The 13439-nt window shown below is 58.6% G+C and carries 11 protein-coding genes; 10 read left to right on the top strand and 1 reads right to left on the bottom strand.

Annotation, left to right across the window (positions count from 1 at the left end; all coding sequences use genetic code 11):
* Positions 1-19 precede the first annotated feature (19 nt).
* Positions 20-271, top strand: a complete 252-nt coding sequence (locus BVH74_RS15815; protein WP_080051038.1) for a YkgJ family cysteine cluster protein — start codon at positions 20-22, stop codon at positions 269-271.
* A gap of 96 nt (positions 272-367) precedes the next feature.
* Here the strand turns inward: BVH74_RS15815 and gltA are convergent, their stop codons facing one another.
* Positions 368-1642: a citrate synthase gene (gene gltA / locus BVH74_RS15810; protein ID WP_080051037.1), complete on the bottom strand. Its 1275-nt coding sequence runs from the start codon at positions 1640-1642 to the stop codon at positions 368-370.
* A gap of 346 nt (positions 1643-1988) precedes the next feature.
* On the opposite strand from gltA, the gene sdhC reads away from it, so the two are divergent.
* The 9 genes from sdhC (at position 1989) to sucD (ending at position 13384) form a co-directional block, all read left to right on the top strand.
* Entirely contained in the window at positions 1989-2375 is a 387-nt protein-coding gene (gene sdhC, locus BVH74_RS15805; protein ID WP_176472787.1) for a succinate dehydrogenase, cytochrome b556 subunit, read from the top strand.
* Complete coding sequence (gene sdhD / locus BVH74_RS15800; RefSeq protein WP_080051035.1) at positions 2369-2737, top strand: succinate dehydrogenase, hydrophobic membrane anchor protein; 369 nt, start codon at positions 2369-2371, stop codon at positions 2735-2737. Before sdhC ends, sdhD begins: the two co-directional genes overlap by 7 nt.
* On the top strand, positions 2738-4510 hold the full coding sequence (sdhA, locus tag BVH74_RS15795; protein ID WP_080051034.1) for a succinate dehydrogenase flavoprotein subunit: 1773 nt from the start codon (positions 2738-2740) through the stop codon (positions 4508-4510). It begins immediately after the preceding gene.
* Between the two features lie 11 nt (positions 4511-4521).
* Positions 4522-5226 (top strand): succinate dehydrogenase iron-sulfur subunit, encoded by a 705-nt coding sequence (locus tag BVH74_RS15790; protein WP_080051033.1) that lies wholly within the window; start codon positions 4522-4524, stop codon positions 5224-5226.
* A gap of 303 nt (positions 5227-5529) precedes the next feature.
* A complete protein-coding gene (locus BVH74_RS15785) occupies positions 5530-8364 on the top strand; it encodes a 2-oxoglutarate dehydrogenase E1 component (RefSeq protein ID WP_080051032.1) in 2835 nt (944 codons plus the stop codon).
* A 38-nt stretch (positions 8365-8402) separates the two neighbouring features.
* On the top strand, positions 8403-9635 hold the full coding sequence (gene odhB, locus BVH74_RS15780) for a 2-oxoglutarate dehydrogenase complex dihydrolipoyllysine-residue succinyltransferase (protein ID WP_080051031.1): 1233 nt from the start codon (positions 8403-8405) through the stop codon (positions 9633-9635).
* Positions 9636-9720: 85 nt separating this feature from the next.
* Entirely contained in the window at positions 9721-11157 is a 1437-nt protein-coding gene (gene lpdA / locus BVH74_RS15775) for a dihydrolipoyl dehydrogenase (RefSeq protein WP_080051030.1), read from the top strand.
* A 179-nt stretch (positions 11158-11336) separates the two neighbouring features.
* The gene (gene sucC / locus BVH74_RS15770; RefSeq protein WP_080051029.1) at positions 11337-12503 is read left to right on the top strand and encodes an ADP-forming succinate--CoA ligase subunit beta; all 1167 of its coding nucleotides are present in this window, start codon (positions 11337-11339) and stop codon (positions 12501-12503) included.
* Positions 12503-13384, top strand: coding sequence for a succinate--CoA ligase subunit alpha (gene sucD, locus BVH74_RS15765; RefSeq protein ID WP_080051028.1), 882 nt, complete (start codon positions 12503-12505; stop codon positions 13382-13384). Before sucC ends, sucD begins: the two co-directional genes overlap by 1 nt.
* The last annotated feature ends 55 nt before the right edge of the window (positions 13385-13439 follow it).

Genomic DNA, 13439 nt, shown 5'->3' with positions numbered 1-13439 from the left:
TTGGGGCTGGAGGTATTGCTTGCAGTGTCGTGAAGGTTGTGGCGCCTGCTGCATTGCGCCCTCGATCAGTTCTGCTATCCCCGGTATGCCGCAGGGCAAGCCGGCTGGTGTGCCCTGTATCCATCTGACTGCCGAGTATCGCTGCGCGATCTTTGCTGATCCGCGGCGCCCTCCGGTATGTGCGGGATTTACTGCCGAGTCGGTCTCGTGTGGTAGTAGCCGGGAAGATGCGCTGCAGATCCTGACGTGGTGGGAGGAGGCTACGGCGTAGCGCTCAACGCTGCGTTGTTGTCTGGGGGGGGCGCGTGTCTGCTCGACACAGGTTTCGGCAATAACGAAAAAGCCCCGCCAAGCGGGGCTTTTCGGATCACTTGCTCGGGTAGTCCCGTTGGCTGTGACCAGTGTAGAGCTGGCGCGGACGGCCGATCTTATATGGGCCGCTGATCATCTCGTTCCAGTGGGCGATCCAGCCCGGAGTACGGCCGGTGGCGAAGATTACGGTGAACATCTCCGTGGGAATGCCGATGGCCTTGAGGATGATGCCCGAGTAGAAGTCGACGTTCGGGTACAGGTTGCGCTCGATGAAGTAGGGATCGGTACGGGCGATCTCTTCCAGCTTCATGGCCAGTTCCAGTTGCGGATCGTTGATGCCGAGCTCGCTCAGAACCTCGTCGCAGGTTTGTTTCATGACCTTGGCGCGCGGGTCGAAGTTCTTGTAGACCCGGTGGCCGAAGCCCATCAGTTTGAACGGATCGTCCTTGTCCTTGGCCTTGGCGACGAATTTCTCGATGTTGGAGACGTCGCCGATTTCGTCGAGCATGCGCAGCACTGCTTCGTTGGCGCCACCGTGAGCCGGTCCCCACAGCGCGGCGATGCCGGCGGCGATACAGGCGAACGGATTGGCCCCGGATGAGCCGGCCAGACGAACGGTCGAAGTCGAAGCGTTCTGCTCGTGGTCGGCATGCAGAACGAAAATGCGGTCCATAGCGCGGGCCAGGATCGGGCTGATCTTCTTCTCGTCACAGGGTGTGTTGAACATCATGTGAAGGAAGTTTTCTGAATAGCTCAGGTCGTTGCGCGGGTACATCATCGGCTGACCGATAGAGTACTTGTAGACCATGGCCGCCAGGGTCGGCATCTTGGCGATCAGACGGATGGCGGAAATTTCCCGGTGATGCGGGTCATTGATGTCCAGCGAGTCGTGGTAGAAGGCAGACAGGGCTCCGACTACACCGCACATGATGGCCATCGGGTGGGCGTCGCGGCGGAAGCCGTTGAAGAAGCTCTTGAGCTGCTCGTGCACCATGGTGTGGTTCTTGATGGTGCTCTCGAATTTCTGTTTTTCCTCGGCATTGGGCAGCTCGCCCTTGAGCAGCAAAAAGCAGGTCTCGAGGAAATTGGCCTTCTCGGCCAGTTGCTCGATCGGGTAGCCGCGGTGGAGCAGAACGCCCTTGTCACCATCAATGAAAGTGATCTTGGACTCGCAAGATGAAGTGGCCATGAAGCCAGGATCGAAGGTGAAAATACCTTCGGCAGTCAGGCTGCGCACATCCACTACATCCGGCCCCATGGTGCCGGAATATACTGGCAGCTCAATGGGGGCAGCGCCCTCGATGATCAACTGCGCCTTCTTGTCAGCCATTGATGGCCTCCTTAATTGCTGTATCGAAAGTGTGACCCCCCACGCAGGGCCCGCATCACTATAAGGTGATAATCCCGTTTGTCAATTGTGCGGATAGTCAATAGATATGAAGCCAATAAAAAGCTTTTATTGGTCTTTTGGCTGTGCGCGTTAATCGCCCGACAAGGTTTGAAATAGGCCTATTGCAACAGGTTGTTGCATTGTAATCAGGGGGGTAAGTCTCTATACTCCTTGTCCGGCAAAATGACCTTAACGGCTTTCATTGCAAGGCTGACCACGAGGTCATTGGGGTACCCACAAAAGTGCACCTTCCTATAATCCAGCCCTGTCCCGCAGGGCCATGAGTGTGAATATAGCCGTGAATAGCAAAAGACCTGTCAACCTGGATCTCAGGACAATCAAACTACCTATCACTGCATACACGTCAATCGCTCACCGCATTTCGGGCATCATCCTGTTCATCGCCATCGCTGGTCTGCTTTGGATGCTGGACACCTCGCTGAGTTCCGAAAGTGGTTTCGAGCAGGTTAAGGCCTGTCTGCAAAATCCGCTGGCCAAGTTGGTTATCTGGGGCGTGCTGTCTGCGCTGCTGTACCACTTGGTCGCCGGCATTCGCCACCTGCTGATGGACGCTGGTGTGGGCGAAGAGCTGGAAAGCGGCAAGTTGGGTTCGAAGATCGTAATCGTGGTTTCGGTCGTTCTGATTGTTCTTCTGGGGGTTTGGATATGGTAACCAACGTCACCAACCTGTCGCGCAGCGGTCTTTATGACTGGATGGTCCAGCGCGTATCGGCTGTGGTTCTGGCGGTATATGTTCTGTTCCTGCTGGGCTGGATGGTTGCCAATCCGGGTCTGACCTATGAAGCCTGGCACGGTCTGTTCAGCCAGAACTGGATGCGAATCTTCAGCCTGCTCACTCTGGTGGCCCTGAGTGCTCACGCCTGGGTCGGCATGTGGACCATCTCGACCGATTACCTGACTCCCATGGCTCTTGGCAAAGTTGCTACCCCGATCCGCTTCCTGTTCCAGGCGGTTTGTGGTCTGGCCATGTTTGTTCTTTTCGTCTGGGGCGTGCAGATTCTGTGGGGTTTCTAAATGGCTAACATGCGTACTCTGACTTTTGATGCCATCATCGTGGGTGGTGGCGGTGCCGGTATGCGCGCTGCGCTGCAACTGGCTCAGGGCGGTCACAAGACTGCCGTTGTAACCAAGGTGTTCCCGACCCGTTCGCACACTGTATCCGCCCAGGGCGGTATTACCTGCGCCATCGCTTCGGCTGATCCGAACGATGACTGGCGCTGGCACATGTACGATACCGTCAAGGGTTCCGACTATATCGGTGACCAGGACGCTATCGAATATATGTGTTCGGTAGGCCCGGAAGCGGTATTTGAGCTGGAGCACATGGGGCTGCCGTTCTCGCGTACCGAGCAAGGCCGCATTTACCAGCGCCCGTTCGGTGGTCAGTCAAAGGGCCCGGACAACCCGACCCAGGCAGCCCGTACCTGCGCCGCCGCTGACCGTACCGGTCACGCTTTGCTGCATACCCTGTATCAGAACAACGTCAAGCACGACACCACCTTCCTCAATGAGTGGTACGCGGTTGATCTGGTCAAGAACCAGGATGGCGCGATCGTTGGTGTCATCGCCATCTGCATCGAAACTGGCGAAACCGTCTATATCCGTGCCAAGGCCACGGTACTGGCCACTGGCGGTGCCGGCCGTATCTACTCTTCGACCACCAATGCCCTGATCAATACTGGTGATGGCATGGGTATGGCCCTGCGCGCCGGCGTTCCGGCCCAGGACATGGAAATGTGGCAGTTCCACCCGACCGGTATCGCCGGCGCTGGTGTGCTGGTGACCGAAGGTTGCCGTGGTGAGGGTGGCTACCTGATCAACAAGCATGGCGAGCGTTTCATGGAGCGCTATGCTCCCAACGCCAAGGACCTGGCTGGCCGCGACGTAGTTGCCCGCTCCATGGTCAAGGAAATCCTTGCCGGTAATGGTTGTGGTCCGGATGGCGACCACGTGATGCTGAAGCTCGATCACCTCGGTGAAGAGGTTCTGCACAGCCGTCTGCCGGGTATCTGTGAACTGTCCAAGACCTTTGCCCACGTTGATCCGGTCGTCGCTCCGGTTCCTGTTGTTCCGACCTGTCACTACATGATGGGCGGCATCGCCACCAATATCCATGGTCAGGCGATCACCCAGGATGCCAACGGCAACGACAAGATCATCGAAGGTCTGTTTGCTGTCGGTGAAGTGGCCTGCGTATCCGTACACGGCGCCAACCGTCTGGGTGGCAACTCTCTGCTGGATCTGGTGGTGTTCGGTCGGGCTGCCGGTCTGCACCTGGAAAGCGCGCTCAAGGAAGGCATCGAGTACCGTGGCGCCTCCGAGTCCGACATCGATGCCTCCATGGCTCGTCTGGCCGGCCTCAATGAGCGCAGCTCTGGCGAAGATGTCGCTCCGCTGCGCAAAGAGCTGCAGAGCTGCATGCAGAACTACTTCGGTGTATTCCGTACCGGTGAATACATGCAGAAGGGTATCAAGCAACTGGCTGATCTGCGTGAGCGTATTGCCAACGTCAAGATCAATGACAAGAGCCAGGCATTCAACACCGCGCGTATTGAAGCGCTGGAACTGCAAAACCTGCTCGAAGTGGCTGAGGCTACTGCGATTGCCGCGGAGATCCGCAAGGAAAGCCGTGGTGCGCACGCCCGTGAAGACTTCGAGGAGCGTGATGACGCGAACTGGCTGTGCCACAGCCTGTACAAGCCCGAGACCAAAGAGGTCAGCAAGCGGGCTGTGAACTTCGCGCCGAAAACCGTTCCGGCCTTTGAACCTAAAGTACGTACTTACTAAGGGTGACCGATATGTTGCAAGTGAGTGTCTATCGTTACAACCCGGAGAGCGACAACGCTCCCCACATGCAGGACTTTCAGGTCGACACCGGCGGCAAGGACATCATGGTCCTGGACGTGCTGGCGCTGATCAAGGAGCAGGACGGCAGCTTTTCCTACCGTCGCTCCTGCCGCGAGGGCGTATGTGGCTCGGACGGTATGAACATCAACGGCAAGAACGGTCTGGCTTGCGTCACGCCGCTGTCTGCTGTGGTCAAGGGTAACAAGCTGGTGCTGCGTCCGCTGCCGGGTTTGCCGGTAATCCGTGACCTGGTCGTGGATATGAGCATCTTCTACAAGCAGTACGAAAAGGTTCAGCCGTATTTGCAGAATGACACGCCGGCGCCGGCTATCGAGCGCCTGCAGTCGCCTGAGGAGCGCGAAAAGCTGGATGGCCTGTACGAGTGTATTCTCTGTGCCTGCTGTTCGACTTCGTGCCCGTCGTTCTGGTGGAACCCGGACAAGTTCATCGGCCCTGCGGGTCTGTTGCAAGCCTACCGCTTCCTGGCGGACAGCCGCGACACCCAGACCGAAGAGCGTCTGGCAGCACTGGACGATCCGTTCAGCGTATTTCGTTGCCGCGGCATCATGAACTGCGTGAATGTGTGCCCCAAGGGTCTGAACCCGACCCGTGCCATTGGCCACATCCGCAACATGTTGCTGCAGAGCGGAACCTGATCGGCGATCTCTGCATCAAATGAACCTGTGCCGGCACCTGCTATAGGGTGCCGGTCAGAAGTGAATCGGGCCGCAGCTCACAAAGCCGCGGTTTGTAATACCTAAACCAACAGGGGCAATCGGGTAACACCCGAACTATCTGTCGGGGCCGGCAATTTTCCGGTTTCGCAGAGCCTGGGCAGGGTAGGGCGATCGGTAGAGACAATGCCGGCAACCCTCTGGTCGGTTCTGCACGGATGGCAGTGTTTTGCCAATTAATGGTCTTTGCGCCAGGTGGTGTCCCCTTATAGAGGGTGACCAAGCATGCCAGACAGCGAAATGCAGCAGCTGTGGAGCACATCTCATCTATCCGGTGGGAATGCCTCCTACGTTGAGGAGCTCTACGAGCTCTATCTGCACGACCCGAACAGCGTCGCCGAAGAGTGGCGCAGCTATTTTCAGAAGCTGCCCCAGGTCAACGGTTATGCTGCGTCGGATATTTCCCATTCCACCATTCGTGAACACTTCGAACTGCTTACCCGCAACCAGCGCCGCCCTCAGGCTGTTGCCGGTCAAGTCAGCAGTGCTCATGAGAAGAAGCAGGTTGATGTCCTGCGCCTGATCCAGGCCTACCGCATGCGTGGCCACCAGGCTTCTACCCTGGATCCGCTGGGTTTGTGGAAGCGGGAAGCAATCGCTGATCTGAGCCTCGATGATTACGGCCTGACCGACGCCGATCTGGACACCCCGTTCCATACCGGCGAACTGCAGATTGGCAAGGAAGAGGCCACCCTGCGTGAAATCCTCGAAGCACTGAAGTCGACCTACTGCTCGACTTACGGTGCCGAGTACATGCACATCGTCGACTCCAACCAGCGCCGCTGGTTCCAGCAGCGTCTGGAAAGCGTGCGTGGCAAGCCGCAGCACTCGGTCGAGAGCAAGCGTCATCTGCTCGAGCGCCTGACTGCCGCTGAAGGTCTGGAAAAATATCTGGGCACCAAATACCCGGGCACCAAACGTTTCGGCGTCGAGGGTGGCGAGAGCCTGATCCCGATGCTGGACGAAATCATTCAGCGCGCCGGCTCCTACGGCACCAGCGAAGTGGTGCTGGGCATGGCTCACCGTGGCCGCCTGAACGTCTTGGTCAACACCCTGGGCAAGAACCCGCGTGATTTGTTCGACGAGTTCGAAGGCAAGAAGATCATCGACCTGGGCTCCGGTGACGTTAAATACCATCAGGGCTTCTCGTCCAACGTCATGACCTCCGGTGGTGAAGTCCACCTGGCGCTGGCGTTCAACCCTTCGCACCTGGAGATCGTCTCTCCTGTAGTCGAAGGTTCGGTGCGTGCCCGTCAGGATCGCCGCAAGGATGTCACTGGCGACAAGGTACTGCCGATCAGTATCCACGGCGACGCCGCCTTTGCCGGTCAGGGCGTGGTCATGGAAACCTTCCAGATGTCCCAAACCCGGGCCTACAAGACCGGTGGGACCATCCACATCATCGTCAACAACCAGGTCGGCTTCACCACCAGCCGCCAGGAAGATGCCCGCTCTACCGAGTATTGCACCGACGTTGCGAAGATGATTCAGGCGCCGATCTTCCATGTGAATGGCGATGATCCGGAAGCCGTGCTGTTCGTTACCCAACTGGCTGTCGATTACCGCATGCAGTTCAAGCGTGACGTGGTGATCGATCTGGTCTGCTACCGTCGTCGTGGCCATAACGAGGCTGACGAGCCGTCCGGTACCCAGCCGTTGATGTACGAGAAAATCGCCAAGCATCCAACGACTCGTGAGCTGTATGCTGAGCGTCTGGTGGCCGAAGGTGTACTGAGCGGCGATGATGTGCAGGCCAAGATCGAGGACTACCGCAACGCGCTGGACAACGGCCAGCACGTGGTCAAGAGTCTGGTCAAGGAGCCGGATACTGGTTCGTTCGTCGACTGGGCGCCGTACCTGGGCCACAAGTGGACCGCGCGTCATGACACCCGTTTCGACCTCAAGACCCTGCAGGAACTGGCCAATCGCCTGAACAGCCTGCCGGACGGTCTGGTGTTGCAGCGCCAGGTTGGCAAGATCGTCGAAGACCGTCGCAAGATGGCCGCCGGTGCGCTGGCGCTGAACTGGGGCTTCGCCGAGACCATGGCCTACGCCACCTTGCTGCATGAAGGCCATCCGATCCGGATCACCGGTCAGGACGTCGGGCGTGGCACCTTCTCGCACCGCCATGCCGTGCTGCACAACCAGAAGGATGGCGTACCTTACATTCCGCTGGCCAATCTGGCCGAGCCGCAGCCGCGTTTTGACATTTATGATTCGCTGCTGTCCGAAGAGGCGGTACTGGCTTTCGAATACGGCTACGCCACCACCACGCCGAATGCGCTGGTGATCTGGGAAGCCCAGTTCGGTGACTTCTTCAACGGTGCCCAGGTGGTAGTTGACCAGTTCATCACCAGTGGCGAGCACAAGTGGGGGCGTCTGTGCGGCCTGACCATGCTGCTGCCGCATGGCTATGAAGGTCAGGGTCCGGAACACTCTTCGGCGCGTCTGGAGCGCTTCCTGCAATTGTGCGCCGAGCACAACATTCAGGTCTGCGTGCCTTCGACCCCGGCTCAGGTTTATCACATGCTTCGCCGTCAGGTGATCCGTCCGCTGCGCAAGCCGCTGATCGCTCTGACGCCGAAGTCGCTGCTGCGCCACAAACTGGCCACCTCAACCCTGGAAGAACTGGCCGACGGTTCCTTCCACACCGTGATCCCTGAGATCGACAGCATCGATCCGAAGAAGGTCGATCGAGTGGTCATGTGCAGCGGCAAGGTTTATTACGATCTGTTGGAAAAGCGTCGCAACGAAGGGCAGGACAACATTGCCATCATCCGGATTGAGCAACTGTATCCGTTCCCTGAGGACGACCTGGCTGAAGTGCTGGCACCCTACAAGAACCTGAAGAAGGTGGTCTGGTGTCAGGAAGAGCCGATGAACCAAGGCGCCTGGTACTCCAGTCAGCACCACATGCGTCGGGTTCTCGCTCAGCACAAGGTCAAGAATCTGTATCTGGACTACGCTGGTCGTGAAGCTTCGGCGGCACCGGCTTGCGGCTACCCGTCCATGCACGCGGAACAACAGGAAAAACTCCTGCAGGACGCCTTTACTGTTTGAGCACCTTGCAGCTAACGAAGAATTCATAAGGATCGACAATGGCTATTGAAATCAAAGCCCCCACTTTTCCGGAATCGGTTGCCGATGGCACCGTGGCCACCTGGCACAAGCAGCCTGGCGATGCCGTCAAGCGTGACGAGCTGATCGTTGACATCGAGACCGACAAGGTTGTGATGGAAGTATTGGCCGAGGCTGACGGCGTACTGGGCGATATCGTCAAGAGTGAAGGCGATACCGTACTCAGTGGTGAGCTGCTGGGCACCCTGAACGCTGGCGCGACTGCCGCTCCCAAGGCTGAAGCAAAGTCTGAAGCCAAAGCCGAAGCCGCACCGGCTGCCAAGGCGGCTGAGTCGGACGACGAGCTGCTGCTGTCGCCGGCTGCGCGTAAACTGGCTGAGGAGAATGGCCTGAGCTCTGGGGAAATTAACGGCACTGGCAAGGGTGGCCGGATCACCAAGGAAGACGTGCTTAACGCCATCGAAGCCAAGAAAAATGCTCCGCAGGCTGCTCCGGCTGCGGCTGCCAAGCCCGCTGCGGCGGCCCCGGCAGTCAGCCTGGGTGAGGGTGACCGGATCGAGAAGCGCGTGCCCATGACCCGTCTGCGCGCCCGCGTTGCCGAGCGTCTGGTCTCTGCCCAGTCGACCATGGCTATGCTGACTACCTACAACGAAGTCAACATGAAGCCGGTCATGGACCTGCGCAGCAAGTACAAGGACCTGTTCGAGAAGAAGCACAATGGCGTGCGCCTGGGCTTCATGTCGTTCTTCGTCAAGGCTGTTACCGAGGCGCTCAAGCGCTTCCCGGCGGTCAACGCTTCCATCGATGGCAACGATATTGTCTACCACGGTTATATGGACATCGGCGTCGCCGTATCCAGTGATCGTGGCCTGGTCGTGCCGGTCCTGCGCAACGCCGAGTTCATGAGCCTGGCTCAGATCGAAGGCGGTATCGCCGACTACGGCCGCAAGGCGCGTGATGGCAAACTGTCGATCGAAGAAATGACCGGCGGCACCTTCACCATTTCCAATGGTGGTGTGTTCGGTTCACTGCTGTCATCGCCGATCGTCAACCCGCCGCAAACTGCAATTCTGGGCATGCACAAGATCCAGGAGCGCCCGATGGCGGTTAACGGTCAGGTGGTGATCCTGCCGATGATGTATCTGGCCCTGTCCTACGACCACCGTCTGATCGACGGCAAGGAAGCGGTGAGCTTCCTGGTGGCCATCAAGGACCTGTTGGAAGACCCGGCTCGTCTGCTGCTGGAAGTCTGAACCTCGCTGAAGCCGGGCGATCCCCGGCTTCTTCCCTAAGCTTCATGCCTCAAGCTTAAAGCTTGCACGACAGAGGATTGATTACATGAGCCAGAAATTTGATGTGGTAGTCGTTGGCGCTGGCCCTGGAGGCTATGTAGCCGCCATTCGCGCTGCGCAACTGGGTTTGAAAACCGCCTGTATTGAAAAATACGTCGGTAAGGACGGCAAGCAGGCCCTGGGTGGCACTTGTCTGAACGTCGGTTGCATTCCGTCCAAGGCGCTGCTGGACAGCTCCTGGAAATTCCATGAAGCCCAGGAAGGCTTCAAGATCCACGGGATCGAGGTCAAGGGCGTCAGTATGGACGTTCCGGCTATGGTCGAGCGCAAGGACAAGATCGTCAAGCAGCTGACCGGCGGCGTTGCCGCGCTGTTCAAGGCCAATGGTGTGACCAGTATCGAAGGTCACGGCAAGCTGCTGGCCGGCAAGAAGGTCGAAGTAACCACGCCGGACGGCAAGACCGAGATCATCGAAGCCGAGAACGTGATTCTGGCTTCTGGTTCGCGCCCGATTGAAATTCCGCCGGCGCCGCTGACCGACGACATCATCGTCGATTCGACCGGTGCCTTGGAGTTCACCAGCGTTCCGAAGAAACTGGGCGTTATCGGTGGTGGCGTGATCGGTCTGGAGCTGGGCTCGGTCTGGCGTCGTCTGGGTGCTGAAGTGGTGGTTTTCGAAGCTCTGGAAAACTTCCTCGCCGCGGCTGACGAACAGGTCGCCAAGGAAGCCCTGAAGACCTTCACCAAGCAGGGCCTGCAGGTCCGCCTGGGGGCTCGTGTGACCGGCACCGAGATCAAGCGCAAGCAGGTCATCGTTTCGTTCTCCGACTCCGAAGGTGAACAGCAACTGACCTTCGACAAGCTGATCGTGGCTGTTGGCCGTCGCCCCTACACCGAAAACCTGCTGGCTCCCGATTGTGGTGTCGATCTGGACGAGCGCGGCGTGATCTACGTTGATGATTATTGCTCTACCAGCGTTCCGGGTGTTTACGCTATTGGTGACGTTGTGCGTGGTGCCATGCTGGCGCACAAAGCCTCGGAAGAGGGCGTGATGGTCGCAGAACGCATTGCCGGCCAGAAGGCTGCGATGAACTACGATCTGGTGCCTTCGGTTATCTACACTCACCCGGAAATCGCCTGGGTTGGCAAGACCGAGCAGCAACTTAAGGCCGAAGGCGTCGAGTACAATGTCGGCGTTTTCCCGTTTGCGGCCAGCGGCCGAGCTATGGCGGCCAACGACACCGGTGGTCTGGTCAAGATGATCGCCGATGCCAAGACTGACCGTATTCTCGGTGTTCACGTGATTGGCCCGGCTGCCGCCGAGCTGGTTCAGCAGGGCGCCATCGCCATGGAATTCGGCAGCAGCGCCGAAGACATCGGCATGATGGTGTTCTCGCACCCGACCATGTCTGAAGCGCTGCACGAAGCAGCACTGGCGGTTAATGGTCACGCAATTCATGTTGCCAACCGCAAGAAGCGTTAAACTAGCGCGTCCGTGACTGCCGGGTCCTGATTGGGCCCGGTAGTCGGGTTGGCTTCAGCACGATGTGGCAATTCCGGTTGCGGCCGGTTGGACCTTCTCCGGAGGGTCAAGGGTGGCGGTGGTGCAGGGTCGGCTACTGTCATAAACGCAATTCCTACACGATGAAACGGTAGATAAGCATGAATCTTCACGAATATCAGGGGAAGCAGCTGTTCGCTGAATACGGTCTTCCTGTATCCAAAGGCTTTGCTGTAGACACTCCCGAAGAAGCGGCTGAAGCCTGCGACAAGATCGGCGGCGACATGTGGGTTGTCAAAGCCCAGGTGCATGCCGGTGGTCGTGGCAAGGCTGGCGGTGTGAAGCTGGTCAAGAGCCGCGAAGACGCCAAGGCTTTCGCCGAGCAGTGGCTGGGTCAGCGCCTGGTGACCTACCAGACAGACGCCAATGGTCAGCCGGTCAGCAAGATTCTGGTTGAAGCCTGCACCGATATCGCCAAAGAGCTGTACCTCGGTGCGGTAGTAGATCGCTCCACCCGTCGTATCGTGTTCATGGCCTCCACCGAAGGTGGTGTCGAGATCGAGAAGGTCGCCGAGGAAACTCCTGAGAAAATCCTCAAGGCCACTATCGATCCGCTGGTGGGCCCGCAGCCCTACCAGGGCCGTGAGCTGGCTTTCAAACTGGGCCTGCAAGGCGACCAGATCAAGCAGTTCACCAACATCTTCGTTGGCCTGGGTAAACTGTTCGCCGATTATGATCTGGCCCTGCTGGAAATCAACCCGCTGGTGATCAAGGAAGACGGCAATCTGCACTGCCTGGACGCCAAGATCAACATCGACGGCAACGCCATGTACCGTCAGCCCAAGCTGCGCGCCATGCACGATCCGTCCCAGGACGACCCGCGTGAAGCCCACGCTGCCAAGTTCGAACTGAACTACGTTGCCCTGGAAGGCAATATCGGCTGCATGGTCAACGGTGCCGGTCTGGCCATGGGTACCATGGACATCGTCAACCTGCACGGCGGCAAGCCGGCCAACTTCCTCGACGTTGGTGGCGGTGCGACCAAGGAGCGCGTAACCGAAGCGTTCAAGATCATCCTGTCCGACAGCAATGTCCAGGCTGTTCTGGTCAACATCTTCGGCGGTATCGTGCGCTGCGACATGATCGCCGAAGGCATCATCGGCGCGGTCAAGGAAGTTGGCGTGAAAGTGCCGGTGGTTGTGCGTCTGGAAGGCAATAACGCCGACCTGGGCGCCAAGGTCCTGGCCGAAAGTGGTCTGAACATCATCGCTGCAACCAGTCTGACCGACGCTGCCCAGCAAGTCGTCAAGGCCGCGGAGGGTAAATAATGAGCATCCTGATCAACAAAGACACCAAAGTCATCTGCCAGGGCTTTACCGGTTCCCAGGGCACTTTCCACTCCGAACAGGCGATTGCCTACGGCACCCAGATGGTTGGCGGCGTTACCCCCGGCAAGGGCGGTACCACCCACCTCGGCCTGCCGGTGTTCAACACCGTTGCCGAAGCCGTTGAGGCCACCGGTGCTGACGCCAGCGTCATCTACGTACCGGCTCCGTTCTGCAAGGACTCGATCCTGGAAGCCGCCAACGCTGGCATCAAGCTGATCGTATGCATCACCGAAGGTATCCCGACTCTCGACATGCTCGACGCCAAGGTCAAGTGTGACGAGCTGGGCGTTCGCCTGATCGGCCCGAACTGCCCGGGCGTGATCACTCCCGGCGAGTGCAAGATCGGCATCATGCCTGGTCACATTCACCTGCCGGGCAAGGTCGGTATCGTTTCGCGTTCCGGCACCCTGACCTATGAAGCCGTCAAGCAGACCACTGACGCCGGTTTCGGTCAGTCCACCTGTGTGGGCATCGGTGGTGACCCGATCCCGGGTTCCAACTTCATCGATATCCTGAAGCTGTTCCAGGACGATCCGAAGACCGAAGCCATCGTCATGATCGGTGAGATTGGTGGTAGCGCCGAGGAAGAGGCCGCAGCCTTCATCAAGGCCAACGTCACCAAGCCGGTTGTGTCCTACATCGCTGGTGTGACCGCTCCGGCCGGCAAGCGCATGGGCCATGCCGGTGCGATCATCTCCGGTGGCAAGGGTACTGCTGACGAGAAGTTCGCTGCTCTGGAAGACGCCGGTGTCAAAACCGTACGTTCGCTGGCCGATATCGGCGCAGCGCTGGCCGAGTTGACCGGCTGGTCCATGAAGTAAGGCCTGACCTATCTAGGCCCTGACAAACCCCGCTTCGGCGGGGTTTGTTTTATTG

The sequence above is a fragment of the Halopseudomonas phragmitis genome, from assembly GCF_002056295.1.
GTDB classification, from domain to species: domain Bacteria; phylum Pseudomonadota; class Gammaproteobacteria; order Pseudomonadales; family Pseudomonadaceae; genus Halopseudomonas; species Halopseudomonas phragmitis.
This window is presented reverse-complemented; position numbering and strand designations above follow the sequence as displayed.

Excerpts from the sequence above, each read along its gene's own strand:
- gltA (WP_080051037.1), bottom strand. The coding sequence starts at position 1,642 with ATGGCTGACAAGAAGGCGCAGTTGATCATCGAGGGCGCTGCCCCCATT.
- sdhD (WP_080051035.1), top strand. The coding sequence starts at position 2,369 with ATGGTAACCAACGTCACCAACCTGTCGCGCAGCGGTCTTTATGACTGG.
- sdhA (WP_080051034.1), top strand. The coding sequence starts at position 2,738 with ATGGCTAACATGCGTACTCTGACTTTTGATGCCATCATCGTGGGTGGT.
- BVH74_RS15790 (WP_080051033.1), top strand. The coding sequence starts at position 4,522 with ATGTTGCAAGTGAGTGTCTATCGTTACAACCCGGAGAGCGACAACGCT.
- BVH74_RS15785 (WP_080051032.1), top strand. The coding sequence starts at position 5,530 with ATGCCAGACAGCGAAATGCAGCAGCTGTGGAGCACATCTCATCTATCC.
- odhB (WP_080051031.1), top strand. The coding sequence starts at position 8,403 with ATGGCTATTGAAATCAAAGCCCCCACTTTTCCGGAATCGGTTGCCGAT.
- lpdA (WP_080051030.1), top strand. The coding sequence starts at position 9,721 with ATGAGCCAGAAATTTGATGTGGTAGTCGTTGGCGCTGGCCCTGGAGGC.
- sucC (WP_080051029.1), top strand. The coding sequence starts at position 11,337 with ATGAATCTTCACGAATATCAGGGGAAGCAGCTGTTCGCTGAATACGGT.
- sucD (WP_080051028.1), top strand. The coding sequence starts at position 12,503 with ATGAGCATCCTGATCAACAAAGACACCAAAGTCATCTGCCAGGGCTTT.